This is a genomic window from Mameliella sp. AT18, from assembly GCF_028807275.1.
GTDB classification, from domain to species: domain Bacteria; phylum Pseudomonadota; class Alphaproteobacteria; order Rhodobacterales; family Rhodobacteraceae; genus Antarctobacter; species Antarctobacter albus.
Map to the genome: position 1 here is coordinate 19,598 of NZ_JARAMO010000072.1, position 16,611 is coordinate 36,208.

Sequence of the window (16,611 nt, forward strand, 5' to 3'; positions counted from 1 at the left end):
TCTGAGAGAGAAGAAGCTTGCGCCGCGGGCCTCTAGTCGAAGGTGCCCGCCACCCGGCCCAGCAGCATGAAGGCGCGCGCCGTGCGCGTCATGGCGAAGGCCGAGATTTCCTCGTCCGAGGCACCGGGCTCGAAACTGGAAAAGCTGGTGTCGAAGCGGCGCAGGAAGTGATGCGCCGCATCGCGGAAGATCGGATCCTGTTTCATTCGTCCGGCTGCCAATGCTAGCGAGGACCGGTCGCGCACGCCACCCAGCGCGGCGATGGGGCGGCCGCGTTCGCCCTGGGCAAAGGCGCGCCAGGTTTCCGGGCGGGCAAGATCGGGGCGCAGGTCGTCCATGTAGATGCCGTCCTGGCTCATCAGGGTCAGGACGTCCTGGGCCGCCTGGATCAGCTTGGCTGTGCCACGATCCTTGAGCGCCCGACGCAGGGCGGCAAAGCCCTCCTCATCCTCGGCGGTTTCCGGGAAGTGCAGCGCACGGATGTAGTCGGCATTGGGCAAGGGCGGTTGAAGCGCCTCTGCCGGGGTGCCGAGCGACAGGGCGGGCTGGTCGTCGCCCTCGGTGCCGTCAGGGGCGGGCAGGGCGCCGGGCTGGCCGCCCTGGCGGATGCCGCCCAACATCGCCAGCGTTGATTCCAGGTTCTTTTGCGCGCCGGCGATATCGTCCAGCCGCTTGACCAGCATCGGGTGCGGTGGCTGGCCCTTGCCGCTTTGCGCCTGGGCGACATAGGCCTGCCGGATCGCGTCGATGGCGGCCTGCAGGCGGGCGCTTTCGCTGCGCATGATGCGGGCGGCGCGGATCGCCAGCGCCGCCACCCAGATCAGGGCCACCGGCATGACGATCACCATGAGCGCCAGCAGGAACCGCAGTGGCCCGCCTTCGCTTTCGGGCAGGCCAAGGAAATACCAGCCCGAGATCACGACCCAGATGACCGAGATCACCGCCGCGGCGATCTCGATTCCGGTGACGCCCTCGGCCGCGCCGCGGGCATAGAGGCCGGGCAGCGTGGGGCGGGCGTCCTTTGGGTCGCTCATGGCGTGTCTGCCCTACTTGTAGGCGATGCTCAGGATTTCATAGGACTTGGCGCCGCCCGGGGTGCGAACCTCGACGCTGTCGCCCTCTTCCTTGCCGATCATGGCACGGGCGATGGGCGACTTGATGTTCAGCAGGCCCTTTTCGACGCTGGCCTCGTGTTCTCCCACGATCTGCCAGGTCTTTTCCTCGTCGGTGTCCTCGTCGACGACGGTCACGGTGGCGCCGAACTTGATCGGGCCGGAGAGCGACTTGGGGTCGATCACCTCGGCCAGGCCAAGGGCACCTTCCAGTTCCTTGATACGGCCCTCGATGAATCCCTGCTTCTCGCGCGCCGAGTGGTATTCGGCGTTTTCCTTGAGGTCGCCCAGTTCGCGTGCCTCGGCGATCGCCTGGATGATGGCGGGCCGCTCCTCGGACTTGAGCTTTTTCAATTCGGTTTCGAGCGCGGTGTAACCCGCGCGGGTCATCAGGATCTTGTCCATTTTCGGATCGTCTCTGCCTCTTCAGCGAGTGTTTCAGGAGTGTCGTCGCCCGTTGCGCCGATGTAAAGCCAAGCGGGCCGTCAGACCAGCGGGATTTTTCCGGTCTGCCTGCGGGTTTGACTTTCGAACCGGCGCGGGTACTGTGGACTGCACCTTATTAGCAACGAGATTTTGATATGCGTTCCCTTATTTCCCTTGCCGCGGCTGCCGCGGTTTCCGGTATTGCTGCCACATGCGCACCGGCCCAGTCCATCGAAACGATCAGCGTGTCCCCCGATGGTCAGACCGTCCTCGTGGGCGGCACCAACCGGACGGTCTATGCCCTGTCCGCCGAGACGCTGGAGGTGACGGACCGGCGCTATGTGTCCGAACTGGTGCGCCAGATCGTGCATGGCGTCGATGGCGAGCTGGTCTTCTTTCGCGACGATGCGGACACGCTGACCGCCTACAAGACCGCCGACATGTCCTTTGCCTGGAAGGTCTCGGACGTGGACGACATGGCTTATGATCCGCGCGCCGGTGCCATTGCCGTGCTCGACCAGCACTACAAGGACGATTCGGTCAGCCTGCTGTTCGCCGCCACCGGAGAGCAGATGGCGCGGGTGGCGATGGGCAAGATCAAGTCCAACCTGATCGCCCTGGCGCCGGGGGCGGACAAGGCGCTGATTCTGACCAACTACACCAAGACCGACGCCGAGGAGAAGGCGGACGAGCCGGACGACCTGAGCAAGCTGCAGAAGGCGGACTTCAAGCAGTTGCACGACGGCTATGTCAGCAACGTGGTGACGGTGGATTTCGGCACCGGCGCTTTCGAGATGTCCGAAACGCCCTATCGCGTTTCTTACCCCAAGGCGGTGCGGATGGCCGGGGACAAGATGATGGTCCTGCGCACCAACATGGATTCGATGATGCTGGCCCCGGACGGGACGGGCGCATTGATCGACCTGGGCGAGGATTATTTCAACTACGCGGGCATCGACGCCAAAGGAGAAACCTACATCCTGACCAAGGGCGTGGACCTGCGGTTCGTGCCCGTGGCCCAGGACGGCCCCGAGGGGCTGCTCAAGGGAGAGCGGCTGCGTGGCGGCCCCGCGGAATGGATCACCGCGATGGCAGAGGCGCCGGACGGCACGCTGTATTTCGGCACCAATGCCTATCGGTTGCTCAAGGTCGGCCCGGATCGCGGCAAGATCGAGATCGTGCCGGTTTTCTGAGACCGGGACAGCACCGGACAGATGGAAAAGCCGCCTTCGGGCGGCTTTTTTCTTGCAGGACGGGGCAGGGGAACGCGCGGCAGTGTCGCAATAGGACCTTGCAACGCCGTGTCGTGATTGACCTGTGCTGCACTGCCGCGCTACTCAGTCGCGAAAGAAAATTTCAATGCCCCCCGAAGGGAAGGAGCCGGAATGTCCGACTTTCAGCGCGAATCCATGGAATACGATGTCGTCATCGTTGGCGGCGGCCCCGCAGGCCTCTCTGCCGCGATCCGGCTGAAACAGCTTGACGCCGATCTGCAGGTCGTTCTGCTGGAAAAGGGATCGGAGGTCGGGGCGCATATCCTTTCGGGGGCGGTGCTGGACCCCTGCGGCCTGGACGCGCTGATCCCCGGCTGGAAGGACAAGGGCGCCCCGCTGAACGTGCCGGTGACCGAGGACAACTTCTACATGCTGGGCGAGGCGGGCAAGCTGCGCATCCCCAACTGGCCGATGCCGCCGCTGATGAACAACCACGGCAACTACATCGTTTCGATGGGCAATGTCTGCCGCTGGATGGCCGAACATGCCGAGGAGATGGGCGTCGAGATCTTCCCGGGCATGGCCTGTTCCGAACTGGTCTACGGCGAAAACGGCGAGGTGCGCGGCGTCGTGGCCGGTGAATTCGGCAAGAATCCCGACGGCACGCCGGGTCCCAGCTATGAGCCGGGCATGGAACTATTGGGCAAATACGTCTTCCTGGGTGAGGGCGTGCGCGGCTCGCTGTCCAAGGAAGTGATCGAGAAATACGACCTTTCTGCCGGCAAGGAGCCGCAGAAATTCGGCCTTGGCATGAAGGAGATCTGGGAGATCGAACCGGCCAAGCACCACGAGGGGCGCGTGACGCACACGATGGGCTGGCCGCTGGGCTCGAACGCCGGGGGCGGGTCGTTCATCTACCACCTTGAGAACAACCAGGTCTACGTCGGCTTCGTCGTGCACCTGAACTACGAGAACCCCTACCTGTACCCCTACATGGAATTCCAGCGCTTCAAGCACCACCCGATGGTGGCCGAGCTGCTGGAGGGCGGCAAGCGCGTCGCTTACGGTGCCCGTGCGATCAGCGAAGGCGGCTACCAGTCGATGCCCAAGATGGTGGCGCCGGGCGTGGCGCTGCTGGGCTGTTCGGTTGGCATGGTCAACGTGCCGCGCATCAAGGGCAACCACAACGCCATGCTCTCGGGCAAGGCGGCGGCAGAGGCGGCCTTTGCCGCGCTGCAGGATGGCCGGTCCAGCGACGAGCTGTCGGACTACGAGACCGAGGTCCGCGAGGGCGCCATCGGCAAGGACCTCAAGATGGTTCGCAACGTCAAGCCGATGTGGTCGAAATACGGTCTCACGGCCAGCCTCACGCTGGGGGGGCTGGACATGTGGACGAACAACACGCTGGGCTTTTCCTTCTTCGGCACGCTGGGCCACGGCAAGACCGACGCCGAGGCCACTGGCATATCGGCCAAGTTCGAACCGATCGACTATCCCAAGCCCGACGGCAAGCTCAGCTTTGACCGGCTGACCAACGTCTCGTTCAGCTTTACCAACCACGAGGAAAGCCAGCCCGCGCACCTGCAGCTGAAAGACCCGCATGTGCCGACCTCGATCAACCTGCCGAAATACGCCGAACCGGCACAACGCTACTGCCCGGCTGGGGTCTACGAGGTGGTCGAGGACGAAAGCGGCCCGCGTTTCGTCATCAACTTCCAGAACTGCGTCCACTGCAAGACCTGCGACATCAAGGACCCCAGCCAGAACATCAACTGGACGGTGCCGCAGGGCGGCGAAGGACCGAACTATCCCAACATGTGACGGGGCACGATGATGCGTTGCGGCGGCCGGGGTTGGATGACCCCGGCCGTTTTGCATTCAGGGGGATGTCAGGCGCTGCGCAGGGCCCTGTGCGCAAGGGTGGCGATCAGGTCTGTGCGGGTCACGATCCCGACGAGACGGTCGTATTCCAGCACGGGCACCGCATCGACCGCGCCATCCGCCATCATCGGCAGCAAGGCGGCGATGGGGGTGCCTGTCGTGGCGCGGGGGCCGGCCACCTCCATGATTTCTTCGGCCCGTACCGGCATGCCCCGCTCGCGGTCCACCAGCCGCCGAAAGGCGGCTGCGAACCCGCGATCCAGGCGCAGCGCGTCCCGCCTCGTCCGGTCGATCAGGTGCATTTGAAAGATCACGCCCAGGAATCTGCCCTCATCCGTGACCACCGGCAGCGAGGTGAAGCGGTGCTTGCGAAACAGATCCGCCACCTCGCCCAGGCCGGTGTCGGACCGGACGGTGATCAGTTTGTCCGACATGATGTCCGCGGCGGTCTCGGCACTGGCGGTATGCGAGGCCGCCTGCAGTTCCGCCGCACCGATCAACTGCGCCAGGTCTTCGACCCCCATGTTGAACGACTGGCGATAGCGGCCGAGCAGTTCGACCAGTTCGTCCTCGCTGAGATCCAGCCGCATGCGCGATCCGGGCGCCGCCTCGCCACCGGTTTCGAATTGCCGAAACGGGTAGTGGCGGCCGGTCAGCCGGGCATAGATCGCGGCCAGAGCCACCAGCACGATGGTGCCGGCGGCGACCGGGGTCAGCGCAAACCGGAACCCGAGTTCCTGGATCGCGGCGGGGCTCATTGCGGCCGTCATCGCCACGGCGCCTGCAGGTGGATGCACGGCGCGGCACAGGATCGTCGCCGTGATCGCCAAGCCCACGGCCAGCGCGACCCGCAGTGTCGGGTCGGCCACGGTCATGCAGACGGCGACCCCCACCAGCGCCGCGACGGTGTTGCCGACCACCGCCGACCAGGGCTGTGCCAAGGGGCTGTTGGGCACCGCGAAAAGCAGCACCGATGTCGCCCCGAACGGCGCGATCAGGTAAAGGCCCAAGTCCGGGTCCATCGCAGGTGACAGCAGGAACAGACCGGCCAATCCAAGCCCGACAATGGCCCCGACCCCGGCGCGCAGGGCCTCGACCGGCGAGACGCTTGCGACGGCGGGTCCGAGTGATCGCAGTTTGTGCATCATGAGCGCCCCAATTCCAGTTGCGCCCAAATTTTCACCAAAGTGAGAAGTTTTCAACCACAAGCAATTCCCGGCGCGCTGCCTGCTTGTTGAGCGCGGACTCACAATGAGGTGAAGCACAGGCCCGCTTCTGCGGCCTGTCGCGATTGCCTTGCCTGCTCAACCGCTCTAGGCTTTGGCGAAATGGCGACTGAGGAGACCGGCATCTTGACAGCTTGGACACAGACGGTGCGCGCGGCCTTGTTGGCGACGGCGCTTGTGCTGCCTTCGCTCGCAACGGCGCAGGGGTTTGCGGGCGATTATTTGGCCGCGCGCCAGGCCAGTTTCCTGGGCGACTTCAAGGCCGCCGCGCATTACTACGGCAAGGCGCTGGCCCGCGATCCGGGCCGTCCCGAGCTGCTGGAACGCGCGGTTCTGGCCAATATCTCGCTGGGCGAGGTCGACCGCGCCGGAAGCTATGCGGAACGTCTTGCGCAGGATGGGTATTCCAGCCAGATCGCCCAGATGGCGCTTGTGGCCCGTGATGCGCGGGGCGAGGCCTATGGCGCGATCATCAAGGCCATCGACGACAAGCGCGGCCTTGGCCCGCTGGCCGACGGCCTGGTCAAGGCCTGGTCCCAGCTGGGCGAAGGCGACATGACCAGCGCCCTTGTCACGTTCGACGAGGTCGCGGGCATCCAGGGGCTGGCGCCCTTCGCCGCCTATCACAAGGCTTTTGCATTGGCTTCCGTGGGGGACTACGAGGGCGCCGAGCTGATCCTTGGGGGCAACCAGAGCTCGGGCATGGGGTCGACCCGCCGCGGCGTCATGGCCCATGCCGAGATCCTCAGCCAGCTTGACCGCAATGCAGACGCCGTCCAGCTGCTGAACGACTCTTTCGGCAGCAGCCTGGACCCGGGGCTTGAGGATCTGCGCACCCGCCTTGAGGGCGGTGAAACCGTGCCCTTCACCCATGTGCGGTCGCCGCGCGATGGCATCGCCGAGGTGTTCTACACCGTGGCCGGTGCGCTTGCCTCCGAGAACAACGAGGACCTGACGCTGCTCTATGCGCAGATGGCTGAATACCTGCGCAACGATCATGTCGACGCGATCCTGCTGTCGGCAGAGGTATTGTCCAAGATCGGCCAATACGACCAGGCCATCGACACCTATGCCAAGGTGCCGCAGGACAACGACGCCTATCATGCCGCCGAACTGGGCCGCGCCGAGGCGCTGCGCGCAAGCGGTGACATGGATGCGGCTATCGGCGTGCTGGAAGACCTGGCACAGTCCCACGGGTCGATGGCAGTGGTGCATTCCACGCTGGGCGACTACCTGCGCCAGGATGAACGCTATGACGAGGCGGTCAGCGCCTATACCGAGGGGCTGTCCAAGGTCGCCGAGGTTGGCGAACGACACTGGTTCCTGTTCTACGCCCGTGCCATTTCCTACGAGCGCCAGGACAAGTGGGCCGAGGCCGAGGCCGATTTCCGCAAGGCGCTGGACCTGAACCCGGAACAGCCGCAGGTGCTGAACTACCTCGGCTATTCGCTGGTGGAAAAACAGGTCAAGCTGGACGAGGCGCTCGACATGATCGAACGCGCGGTCGAGGCGCGGCCCAACGCCGGCTACATCGTCGACAGCCTGGGCTGGGTGCTGTACCGGCTGGGCCGCTACGAAGAGGCCGTGCCGCACATGGAACGTGCCGCCGAGCTGATGCCGATCGACCCGGTGGTGAACGACCACCTTGGCGATGTCTACTGGGCGGTGGGGCGTCAGCGCGAGGCAGAGTTCATGTGGAAACGCGCGCTGTCCTTCGTCGACTGGGAAGATGCCGCCGCCGAGGCCGACCCCGAGCGCATCAAGCGCAAGATCGAGGTCGGGCTGGACCAGGTGCTTGAAGAAGAGGGCGCGCCGCCGCTGACACTTGCCGATGACAGTGCAGGCAATTGAGGCCTTTGCCCCCGCCAAGATCAACCTGACCCTGCACGTCACCGGCCAGCGCGCCGACGGCTATCACCTGCTCGACAGTTTGGTGATGTTCGCGGATGTCGGGGATCGCGTAACCGTCGCGCGCGCAAGTGAGATGTCACTGCGCGTGACCGGGCCGATGGCGGCGGGTGTGCCTGACGATGCGTGGAACCTCTGCTGGAAGGCGGCAGAGGCATTTGGCGAACCCGTTGCCATCATCCTGGACAAGCACCTGCCCGCCGCTGCGGGCATCGGTGGCGGGTCCTCCGATGCGGCGGCAGTCCTGCGGGGCATGGAGCAGCTTTTCGGTCGTCCATCCGGCGTGCATCTGCCGGATCTGGGGGCGGATGTGCCGGTTTGCATGCTGGCCCATGCGGCGCGCATGCAGGGCATTGGCGAAGAGGTGCGGCCGCTCGACATGGCGCCGTTTCACGCGGTGTTGGTGAACCCCGGGGTCGAGGTCTCCACGCCAGCGGTCTTTCGCGTTCTGGGGCGCAGGGACAATGCGCCGATGACGTCTATGGCAGAGACTGACGTGCCATTGATGGCGCTGGACTGGATCGCCCGTCAGCGCAACGACCTGCAGCCGCCTGCCATCATGGTGAAACCCGTCATCGCCGAGGTTCTGGACGCGATGGCGGCGCTGGAGGGCGCTCGCCTCGCCCGCATGTCCGGCTCTGGCGCGACCTGCTTCGCGCTGTTCGACACGCGCGCCGCGGCGGACGGTGCTGCCACCACCCTCTCTTCCGCCCGTCCAGATTGGTGGGTGCGGCCCGCGACATTGCGCTGAGTGTTCCGTTGGAGGGGCAGTGTCGGATGGGTGATGTCACCCATCCTCCTCAGTTCACGCGGCTCACCACGTAGTCGTTGAGGTCGATCAGCAGGTCGCGCAGCTCGCTTTGCGGCAGGCTTTCCATAGCGGCCTTGGCGCGTGCGGCCCAGGCCAGCGCCTCTTGCCGGGTCGCCTCCAGTGCGCCGTGTTTGTTCAGCAGGGCGATGGCATGTTCAAGGTCGCCGTCACGCTGGTCGCCCTTTTCGATCACCCGCTTCCAGAACGCCTTTTCCTCGTCATCTGCCGAGGCAAAGGCCTTGATCAGCGGCAGGGTCAGCTTGCGCTCGCGGAAGTCGTCGCCGACGTTCTTGCCCGTCGCGTCCGAGCCCCAGTAGTCCAGCAGGTCGTCCACAATCTGAAAGGCGATCCCCAGCGCGTCGCCATAGTCGAACAGCGCCTTGACCTCTTCCTCGGGTCGTCCGGCGATCACGCCGCCGACCTCGGTCGCTGCCGAGAACAGCGCTGCCGTCTTGCCGCGCACCACCTGCAGGTAGATCGCCTCTGTCGTCGACAGATCCTGCGCCGCCGTCAGCTGCAGCACCTCGCCCTCGGCGATGGTCGCCGCCGCGTCGCTCAGGATGCGCAGCACCCGCAGATTGCCGGTTTCCGTCATCAACTGGAACGAGCGTGCGAAGAGGTAATCACCCACCAGCACGCTGGACTTGTTGTCCCAGAGCAGGTTCGCCGTGGGTCGCCCGCGCCGTTTTTTGCTTTCGTCCACCACGTCGTCATGCAGCAGGGTTGCGGTATGGATGAACTCCACCGTCGCGGCCAGGTAGACGTGGTAGGGGCCGTCATAGCCGCACATCCGTGCCGTCGCCAGCGTCAGCAGCGGGCGCAGCCGCTTGCCCCCGGCCTCGACCAGGTGGGCCGTCACCTCGGGGATGCGTGGCGCATGTTTCGACGCCATGCGCGCACGGATCAGGGCGTTGACCTCGTCAAGATCCCCGGCCAGCAGCGCGGCGAGACGTTCATGCGGCTTTTGAGTGGCGTCGTCCAAGCTCATCAAACTCCCGTGCAAGGCTCGACAAATCGTGCGCCTTGTCCTTACATCCCCGACATGGAAGAGCTCTTGCGCACAAACGACATCACATTGATCCCGCTGGTCCGGACCCTTCTGAACGGGGAGGGTATAGACAGCTTTGAACTGGACGTAAACATGAGCGTTCTCGAAGGATCCATAGGCATTCTGCCGCGGCGATTGATGGTGCGCGCGGACCAGATCGAGCAGGCCCGGCGCCTGCTGCGCGACGCCGGGGTGAACTTTGAGGGCTGAGCCCTTTGCCCCCGACGCGCTGACCGAGGACGCGATGCTGGGCGGCAGGGTGCGCCTGCTGCAACCAAAGGATGGATACCGTGCCGGAACCGATCCGGTGGTGTTGGCAGCCGCGGTCGCGGCCCGGCCGGGGCAAAGCGTGCTGGAACTGGGCTGTGGGGCGGGGCCGGGCCTGTGCTGCCTTGGCGCGCGCGTGCCGGGGCTGCGGCTGAGTGGCCTGGAACTGCAGCCGGGCTATGCCGACCTGGCGCGCCAAAACCTGGCGCACAACGGGCTGCAGGGCGAGATCTGGACCGGCAACCTGTCCGATCCGCCGCCAGAGCTGAAGGCGCAGAGCTTTGACCACGTTTTTGCCAATCCGCCCTATTTCGAGGCCGGCAAGCGGATCAGCGCCGATGAAAGCGGGCGGGAAATCGCCCTTGCAGGGGAGACACCACTGGCCGACTGGGTCGCCTGTGCCGCCCGGCGGCTGAAACCGCGCGGCTATGCAACCTTCATCCAGCGCGCCGAACGCCTGCCGGACCTGATCGTGGCCATGCAGGGCAGGCTGGGGGCGCTGGAACTCTTGCCCTTGCTGCCGCGCGAAGGCCGTCCGCCGCGCCTGATCCTGCTGCGCGGACGCAAGGAGGGGCGCGCGCCTTTCCGTTTTCACGCCGGTGCGGTGATTCATGCCGGCGACCGCCACGAGGAGCCGGGGAACCGTTATACCGCCCGTTTCGAGGCGATCATGATACAGGCAGCGCCGCTGGAATTCCCGGCAGGCCGAATTTGACCTGTATCCATGTTACATTTTTGCGAAGCCATTTTGCAGCCGCAGCGTGACTTGCGGGAAATTCTGTGCTGCACTGAGAGTCTCATCATCTGAAAGGAGGATCCCATGAGCTTGAGTTCGCACTTGCAGGAACTGAAAAGGAAGCATCACGCCTTGTCGGAAGCCGTGGAGGAGGCGCAGCGCGCCCCCGGGACCGATGACCTGCGCATCGCGGACCTGAAGAAACAGAAGCTGAGGATCAAGGAAGAAATCGCGCGGCTCTCGCCGCAGAACGTGATGTAGCACGGTTCATTTCAGGCCTGTCCCGGTGCCTTGCTCAGGCCCGGGCCAGGTCATCGACAGAGACCAGCGTCTTGCCCTCAAGCCCGGTGGGCAATGCCCTGATCTCCGCAAACAGCCACTCGCGGAACGCGGCGATCTGTGGACGTGTCTCCGTACCCTTGGCGCAGAGAAACCGGAATCGCGCGGCTGTTGTCAGGGCGATGTCGAAAGGCGCGACCAACTGTCCCGAAGCCAGCAACCTCTGTGCCAGCGATGTGCGTGACAGGACAACGCCACCGCCCGCCAGGGTCGCGTCCAGCGCGTGATCGGCCTGCGAGAATCGTGCGGTCGGGGTGGGACAGTCCGTCATGCCGCAGGCGTTGAACCATTCGGGCCAACCAGCGGGCGGGTCCATGAAGTCATGCGAGGCATCCTGCAGCAGAGGGGCATCCAGCAGGCTGTCCGGCGTGGGATAGAGCGCCGCAAGGTCGGGGCGCATCAGTGGCGTCACGCCTTCGTCCAGGAGGTGTTCGCTGAACAGGCCCTCGTCCGTGCCATAGCCGTAGCGGATGGCCACGTCGATCTCATCCCGGTCGAAATCCATCATGCGCAAGCCGGCGACAAAGCGCAGTTCGATGTCCGGGTGGGCCTGGGCAAAATCGTAGAGCCGGGGGGCCAGGCATTTGGCGGTGAAAGCGGGGCCGGCGGTGACCGTCAGCTTGCCTGTGTCCTGCAGGCGTCGCGTTGCCCGCCAGGCGGTGATCAGCCGCTCAAATCCCTCGGAGGCTCCTGGTGCCAGGAGGCGCCCGGCCTCGGTCAGCTCAACCGCGCGGTTGAGGCGGCGAAACACCGGCGCGCCCAGATGCTCCTCGAGGTTCTTGATCTGGAAGGACAGGGCGGCGGGCGTGACGTTCAGTTCCTCGGCTGCCTTGGCAAAGGACATGTGACGGGCGGCGGCGTCGAAGGCGCGCAGAGCGGTGAGAGGAGGTAGGCGGTCAGACATGATCACATAAGTATATCTTGACTGAGCGCCTGAGAAGTCTCGTTTGCCGCTTTTCTTGCGACTGCCTAGGTTGGGATCATCAAGGAATGCTTGTTCAAAGAGGTCCGACATGCTCGAAGCCGCCAGTGATGCCCGCCATCGTGACGCCATCCGCGCTGCCCATGCCGCACGGGGCCGGCTTGTGTCCCGCCTCTGGAAAAGTGTTTTCGCCCGTCGCCGCTGACCGCAGGTCGTGAGTCTCCCCGCTCCCGCCGGTCTGGACGCGCGAAGAGAAACGCCCCCGAACCGCAAGGCTCCGGGGGCGTTTTGTCTTGGCCCGCGTTATTCGATCCGCGCGCTGGACCGCATGAGCCCCAGCGTGCCCAGAGCCGCGAGGGCCAGCAGGAGAATGCCCAGCCAGAATGCCGCCGCCGCACTGCCGACCTGTTCCGACAGGGCGCCGGACAGGGCCGGCATGACCGCCATCCAGAAATAGTACAGCGTAAAGAAGATCCCCATGCCCAGTGCGCGGCTTTCGGGCTGCAGGACGCGGCCGGGGAGGGCCATGATGGGTCCGGCCGGCAAACCGCAGGCTAGCCCCATGAGGATGAAGACAGGCAGCGAAGGTGCGGCGAGAGCAAGGGCAAAGGTCGCCGCGAATCCGGCCAGTCCGACAAGGAGAACGGCGTTGGGGCGTCCTATCCGGTCGCCGATGAGGCCGCCGGCCGGGACCGAGAGCACGGCCAGCCAGAGGACCAGCGAGCTGGTTCCGCTGGCCACTGTCAGGGTGACGCCGCGTTCCACCAGCAACGCGGGGCCAAAGGCAAAGACCATCGCCAGCGCGCCATTGTAGAGGCCCCAGACACAGCCCGCGATCACGATGCCGGTTAAGGCGCCGTTCCGGGGCCAGCGTCCGGTAGGCGCGCTTCCGGCAAGGGGTGCAGGCGGGTCGCGATAGACAACCGTCATCAGAACCAAGCCCCCGATGCAGAAGGCCATCGAGGTGGCAAGAGCCGTGTTCAGGCCACCGGCCTGGGCGATCAGGGGCAGCACCAGCAGGGCCAGCGCGATCCCCGCGGGCCAGGAGTTGACGAAAATGCCCATCGCGGTGGCGAGATTTCGACCTGCAAACCAGTCGGCCACCATCTTGGTCATGATGACGTTCAGCAGGACACCTCCGGTCCCTGCGAGGAGACGCCCGAGGATCTGGAGCGACCAGCTTTGGCCCTGCCACATGATCAGCCCGCCAAGGACCATGACGACCAGTCCGCCGGCGACCACGCGCCGGTCACCCAGGCGTTGGGCGATACCGCCGCCGGGGAGGGCGAAAACGAGGCCGGGCAGGAGATAGAGGGAAATCAGGATGCCGAGATCCGCAAGGTCGGTTCCGTGGCGTTCCATCAACATCGGGCCCAGCGATCCGACGACCTGGTACTGAAAGGCCATCGCCAGCCGAGCGGTGAACAATACCGCGAGCGCGGCCCAGGGAGAGGTCATCGGTGTCGCTTTCGAAATCAATGACCAATGCTAGCACCGAAAACCCTGCACCAATGAAAAAAGCGCCCGCTGCGGGCGCTTTTCCTGTGCGTACGGGCCGGTGGGTGACGCTTGTCCCGTCCTTTGGACGGAACCTCGCCCCACCCGCCGTCCCTTGGCGGTGCGCTCAGACGAAGAACTGGGCGCCGTTGGCCGAGATGGTCGAGCCGTTGATGAAACCCGCGTCGTCGGAGGCCAGGAAGGTCACGCAGCGCGCGATTTCCTCGGGCTCGCCCAGGCGGCCGGCGGGGATTTGCGCGATGATGCTTTCACGCACCTTTTCCGGCACGGCCATGACCATTTCGGTCGCGATATAGCCCGGGCAGATCGCGTTGGCGGTGATGCCCTTGCGCGCGCCTTCCTGGGCCAGCGACTTGATGATGCCGAGGTCGCCCGCCTTGGTGGCGGCATAGTTGACCTGGCCCATCTGGCCCTTCTGGCCGTTGATCGAGGAGATCACGATGATCCGGCCAAAGCCGCGATCGCGCATGCCCGGCCAGATCGGGTGCACGGTGTTGAAGACGCCGGTGAGGTTGGTGTCGATCACCTCGTTCCACATCTCGGGGGTCATCTTGTGGAAGGCCGCGTCGCGCGTGATGCCGGCATTGGCCACGACCACGTCGATGGGGCCAAGATCGGCCTCGACCTGTGCCAGCCCGGCTTTCGAGGCCTCGTAGTCGGCCACGTTCCACTTGTAGGTCTTGATGCCGGTGGCCTCGGTGAAGGCGGCGGCCTTCTCGTCGTTGCCGGCATAGGTCGCTGCGACCTCGTAGCCTTCGGCCTTCAGGGCCTTGGAAATGGCTTCGCCGATGCCGCGGCTGCCGCCGGTGACGAGTGCTACACGTGCCATTGGGGTTCCTCCAGTTCTCTGTCCGTGTCTGGTAACTTTGTTACCGTGAGATTTTTCGATGAGCAACAATGTTACTCGGCTTTTCGGGTCGTTTGGCGCGACCTCTTGTCCGGCCCGGGATGTGCCCGAACCCTCCCCACAAAAAAGGGGGCGCCATTGGCGCCCCCGATATGCCGTGTACCGCTGGGTTACGGACGCTCCACGCAGAGCGCGACGCCCATGCCGCCGCCGATGCAGAGCGTGGCGAGGCCTTTCTTGGCGTTGCGGCGCTTCATCTCGAACAGCAGCGTGTTCAGGACGCGCGCGCCGGAGGCGCCGATCGGGTGACCGATGGCGATGGCGCCGCCGTTCACGTTCACGATGGCCGGATCCCAGCCCATGTCCTTGTTCACCGCGCAGGCCTGCGCGGCAAAGGCTTCGTTGGCCTCGACCAGGTCCAGGTCCTCGACCTTCCAGCCGGCCTTTTCCAGCGCCTTGCGCGAGGCGTGAATCGGGCCCACGCCCATGATCGACGGGTCGAGCCCGGCGGTCGCGTAGGAGGCGATGCGGGCCAGCGGTTCGATGCCGCGCTTTTCGGCCTCGTCGGCGGACATCAGAAGGGCACCGGCGGCGCCGTCGTTCAGGCCGCTTGCGTTGGCCGCAGTGACCGAGCCGTCCTTGGTGAAGGCCGGGCGCAGCTTCTGCATGGCCTCGATGGTGGCGCCGTGGCGGATGTACTCGTCCTTGTCGACCACGATGTCGCCCTTGCGGGTCTTGACGGTGAAGGCCACGACCTCGTCGTCGAACTTGCCGGCCTTCTGGGCGGCCTCTGCCTTGTTCTGCGAGGCGACGGCGAATTCATCCTGCATGTCGCGGGTGATCTGCCACTGGTCGGCCACGTTCTCGGCGGTCTGGCCCATGTGGTAGCCGTTGAAGGCATCCCAGAGGCCGTCGCGGATCATCGTATCGATGTATTTCATGTCGCCCATCTTGTGACCGGCACGCAGGTGCGCGGCATGGGGCGACAGCGTCATGTTTTCCTGACCACCGGCGCAGACGATCGAGGCATCGCCCAGCATGATATGCTGTGCACCCAGCGCAACCGCACGCAGGCCCGAGCCGCAGACCTGGTTGATGCCCCAGGCCGCCGATTCCTTGGGCAGGCCGGCGTTGATATGTGCCTGGCGGGCAGGGTTCTGGCCCTGCGCCGCGGTCAGCACCTGGCCGAGGATGGTTTCGGAAACATCCTCCTTGGCGATGCCGGCGCGATCGACCAGCGCTTCCAGGACGGCTGCGCCCAGGTCATGTGCCGGGGTGTTGGCAAAGGAACCGCCAAAGCTGCCGACGGCCGTCCGGGCAGCGCTTGCGATAACGACGTTGGTCATATGTAGTCCTCCAGGCAAGCGGGTGCATCAGGTCAAGACGCGGCCCCACCGGTTGCGGGTCCTTCTCTTCCTCGCTTGTCGGCTAGGGAGATAGCCGAAGTGGCGAACCATAAGAACCGGACAGGGTGTCTCAGCCCGAAGATGCATGGCGGAGAGGCCGGTTGTCCATGCCTTATGTGCCGCAACGTTAGTGGGAAAAGGTGCCGTTGCGTCAGCCGACGCGGCGCGCGGCGTCTTCGCGGCGCCAGGGCGGGCGCACGCTGGGCGCGGCAAAGAGATATCCCTGGAGGCAGTCGATCCCCAGCGCGGCCAGGCAGTCGGCGTCTTCATGCGATTCGACCATCTCGGCGACGGTGAACATGTCGAACTGTTCGGCGATCTTCACCATCGCACCGACAAGCACCTGGTTGTCCGGATCCGTGGCGATGCCCTGGCAGAACTGGCCGTCGATCTTGAGGACGTCAAAGCGGAAGTCCTTGAAGTGGCGCAGGGCGGTGTAGCCGGCACCGAAATCGTCGATGGCAAAGGAGATGCCGCGGCGCTGCAGGTCATCCATGAAGCTGACCACCAGTTCCGGCACCAGCATGGCAGAGCTTTCCGTGATCTCCAGGATCAGCCGTTCAGCAATGGTCGGATCCTGGTCGAGGCCGCGATGGAGCGTGCGCATCCATTTCTTGTAGCCGATGGAGCGTGCGGACATGTTGATGGAAAGGCGCAGGCCGGGCACGCGGCCGAGTTCGGCCAGTCCCTTTTCCAGCGCGATACAGTCCAGCATCCGCCCGTATTCGGTATCCTCGACCGTGTCGATGAAGTCGGTTGCGGGAATGATCCGCCCGGTTTCGTCGAGAACGCGGATCAGCCCCTCGTAAAAGGCGACGCGCCCCTGTGTCTGGGCCTGCATCACGGGCTGGAAGGCCAGCATGACCTGACGATGCTGGATCGACCGCCGGACCATGTCCATCACGGATGCATCGCGGGTCTTTACCGCATGGTCCAGCGCGTTGCGCGCC

16 protein-coding genes are annotated in these 16,611 nt (G+C 65.1%); 7 read left to right on the top strand and 9 right to left on the bottom strand.

Annotated elements, in window-relative coordinates; translation table 11 throughout:
• Nucleotides 1-32: 32 nt before the first annotated feature.
• Both PVW46_RS09280 and greA read right to left on the bottom strand, forming a co-directional pair.
• Nucleotides 33-1,034, bottom strand: coding sequence for a hypothetical protein (locus tag PVW46_RS09280; RefSeq protein ID WP_069208694.1), 1,002 nt, complete (start codon nucleotides 1,032-1,034; stop codon nucleotides 33-35).
• A gap of 12 nt (nucleotides 1,035-1,046) precedes the next feature.
• A complete protein-coding gene (gene greA / locus PVW46_RS09285; RefSeq protein WP_043141653.1) occupies nucleotides 1,047-1,517 on the bottom strand; it encodes a transcription elongation factor GreA in 471 nt (156 codons plus the stop codon).
• A 266-nt stretch (nucleotides 1,518-1,783) separates the two neighbouring features.
• Here greA and PVW46_RS09290 point away from each other — a divergent pair, with 266 nt between their 5' ends.
• Together PVW46_RS09290 and PVW46_RS09295 are read left to right on the top strand one after the other, a co-directional pair.
• Complete coding sequence (locus tag PVW46_RS09290) at nucleotides 1,784-2,731, top strand: PQQ-binding-like beta-propeller repeat protein (RefSeq protein ID WP_274575723.1); 948 nt, start codon at nucleotides 1,784-1,786, stop codon at nucleotides 2,729-2,731.
• 192 nt (nucleotides 2,732-2,923) lie between these two features.
• Nucleotides 2,924-4,573, top strand: coding sequence for an electron transfer flavoprotein-ubiquinone oxidoreductase (locus PVW46_RS09295; protein ID WP_069208696.1), 1,650 nt, complete (start codon nucleotides 2,924-2,926; stop codon nucleotides 4,571-4,573).
• 68 nt (nucleotides 4,574-4,641) lie between these two features.
• Here PVW46_RS09295 and PVW46_RS09300 read toward each other — a convergent pair whose 3' ends face one another.
• Nucleotides 4,642-5,778 carry an HPP family protein gene (locus PVW46_RS09300; protein WP_083242227.1) on the bottom strand — a complete coding sequence of 379 codons (1,137 nt, stop codon included), beginning with the start codon at nucleotides 5,776-5,778 and terminating at the stop codon, nucleotides 4,642-4,644.
• A gap of 207 nt (nucleotides 5,779-5,985) precedes the next feature.
• Between PVW46_RS09300 and PVW46_RS09305 the strand changes: the two genes are divergently transcribed.
• Both PVW46_RS09305 and PVW46_RS09310 read left to right on the top strand, forming a co-directional pair.
• On the top strand, nucleotides 5,986-7,710 hold the full coding sequence (locus PVW46_RS09305) for a tetratricopeptide repeat protein (protein ID WP_416045628.1): 1,725 nt from the start codon (nucleotides 5,986-5,988) through the stop codon (nucleotides 7,708-7,710).
• A complete protein-coding gene (locus tag PVW46_RS09310; RefSeq protein WP_069208699.1) occupies nucleotides 7,691-8,518 on the top strand; it encodes a 4-(cytidine 5'-diphospho)-2-C-methyl-D-erythritol kinase in 828 nt (275 codons plus the stop codon). The genes PVW46_RS09305 and PVW46_RS09310 overlap by 20 nt, the downstream gene beginning before the upstream one ends.
• A gap of 49 nt (nucleotides 8,519-8,567) precedes the next feature.
• On the opposite strand, the gene PVW46_RS09315 is transcribed toward PVW46_RS09310, so the two are convergent.
• Complete coding sequence (locus PVW46_RS09315) at nucleotides 8,568-9,566, bottom strand: polyprenyl synthetase family protein (RefSeq protein ID WP_069208700.1); 999 nt, start codon at nucleotides 9,564-9,566, stop codon at nucleotides 8,568-8,570.
• Between the two features lie 54 nt (nucleotides 9,567-9,620).
• Here PVW46_RS09315 and PVW46_RS09320 point away from each other — a divergent pair, with 54 nt between their 5' ends.
• The 3 genes from PVW46_RS09320 (at nucleotide 9,621) to PVW46_RS09330 (ending at nucleotide 10,890) form a co-directional block, all read left to right on the top strand.
• Nucleotides 9,621-9,836: a putative signal transducing protein gene (locus PVW46_RS09320; RefSeq protein ID WP_043141673.1), complete on the top strand. Its 216-nt coding sequence runs from the start codon at nucleotides 9,621-9,623 to the stop codon at nucleotides 9,834-9,836.
• Nucleotides 9,826-10,608, top strand: a complete 783-nt coding sequence (locus PVW46_RS09325) for a tRNA1(Val) (adenine(37)-N6)-methyltransferase (RefSeq protein WP_274575727.1) — start codon at nucleotides 9,826-9,828, stop codon at nucleotides 10,606-10,608. The genes PVW46_RS09320 and PVW46_RS09325 overlap by 11 nt, the downstream gene beginning before the upstream one ends.
• 105 nt (nucleotides 10,609-10,713) lie before the next feature.
• A complete protein-coding gene (locus tag PVW46_RS09330) occupies nucleotides 10,714-10,890 on the top strand; it encodes a YdcH family protein (RefSeq protein WP_069086687.1) in 177 nt (58 codons plus the stop codon).
• Between the two features lie 34 nt (nucleotides 10,891-10,924).
• On the opposite strand, the gene PVW46_RS09335 is transcribed toward PVW46_RS09330, so the two are convergent.
• The 5 genes from PVW46_RS09335 to PVW46_RS09355 form a co-directional block, all read right to left on the bottom strand.
• Entirely contained in the window at nucleotides 10,925-11,872 is a 948-nt protein-coding gene (locus PVW46_RS09335) for a transcriptional regulator GcvA (protein ID WP_069208768.1), read from the bottom strand.
• 321 nt (nucleotides 11,873-12,193) lie between these two features.
• Nucleotides 12,194-13,348, bottom strand: coding sequence for an MFS transporter (locus PVW46_RS09340; protein WP_069208702.1), 1,155 nt, complete (start codon nucleotides 13,346-13,348; stop codon nucleotides 12,194-12,196).
• A gap of 166 nt (nucleotides 13,349-13,514) precedes the next feature.
• Complete coding sequence (phbB, locus tag PVW46_RS09345; RefSeq protein ID WP_043141679.1) at nucleotides 13,515-14,237, bottom strand: acetoacetyl-CoA reductase; 723 nt, start codon at nucleotides 14,235-14,237, stop codon at nucleotides 13,515-13,517.
• Nucleotides 14,238-14,425: 188 nt separating this feature from the next.
• Complete coding sequence (locus PVW46_RS09350; RefSeq protein WP_043141682.1) at nucleotides 14,426-15,601, bottom strand: acetyl-CoA C-acetyltransferase; 1,176 nt, start codon at nucleotides 15,599-15,601, stop codon at nucleotides 14,426-14,428.
• Between the two features lie 211 nt (nucleotides 15,602-15,812).
• A complete protein-coding gene (locus PVW46_RS09355; protein WP_232786294.1) occupies nucleotides 15,813-16,562 on the bottom strand; it encodes an EAL domain-containing protein in 750 nt (249 codons plus the stop codon).
• Between the last annotated feature and the right edge of the window lie 49 nt (nucleotides 16,563-16,611).

Coding starts and splice junctions, on each gene's coding strand:
- PVW46_RS09280 (WP_069208694.1), bottom strand. CDS start 1,034: ATGAGCGACCCAAAGGACGCCCGCCCCACGCTGCCCGGCCTCTATGCC.
- greA (WP_043141653.1), bottom strand. CDS start 1,517: ATGGACAAGATCCTGATGACCCGCGCGGGTTACACCGCGCTCGAAACC.
- PVW46_RS09295 (WP_069208696.1), top strand. CDS start 2,924: ATGTCCGACTTTCAGCGCGAATCCATGGAATACGATGTCGTCATCGTT.
- PVW46_RS09300 (WP_083242227.1), bottom strand. CDS start 5,778: ATGCACAAACTGCGATCACTCGGACCCGCCGTCGCAAGCGTCTCGCCG.
- PVW46_RS09310 (WP_069208699.1), top strand. CDS start 7,691: ATGACAGTGCAGGCAATTGAGGCCTTTGCCCCCGCCAAGATCAACCTG.
- PVW46_RS09315 (WP_069208700.1), bottom strand. CDS start 9,566: ATGAGCTTGGACGACGCCACTCAAAAGCCGCATGAACGTCTCGCCGCG.
- PVW46_RS09320 (WP_043141673.1), top strand. CDS start 9,621: ATGGAAGAGCTCTTGCGCACAAACGACATCACATTGATCCCGCTGGTC.
- PVW46_RS09330 (WP_069086687.1), top strand. CDS start 10,714: ATGAGCTTGAGTTCGCACTTGCAGGAACTGAAAAGGAAGCATCACGCC.
- PVW46_RS09335 (WP_069208768.1), bottom strand. CDS start 11,872: ATGTCTGACCGCCTACCTCCTCTCACCGCTCTGCGCGCCTTCGACGCC.
- PVW46_RS09340 (WP_069208702.1), bottom strand. CDS start 13,348: ATGACCTCTCCCTGGGCCGCGCTCGCGGTATTGTTCACCGCTCGGCTG.
- phbB (WP_043141679.1), bottom strand. CDS start 14,237: ATGGCACGTGTAGCACTCGTCACCGGCGGCAGCCGCGGCATCGGCGAA.
- PVW46_RS09350 (WP_043141682.1), bottom strand. CDS start 15,601: ATGACCAACGTCGTTATCGCAAGCGCTGCCCGGACGGCCGTCGGCAGC.
- PVW46_RS09355 (WP_232786294.1), bottom strand. CDS start 16,562: ATGGACATGGTCCGGCGGTCGATCCAGCATCGTCAGGTCATGCTGGCC.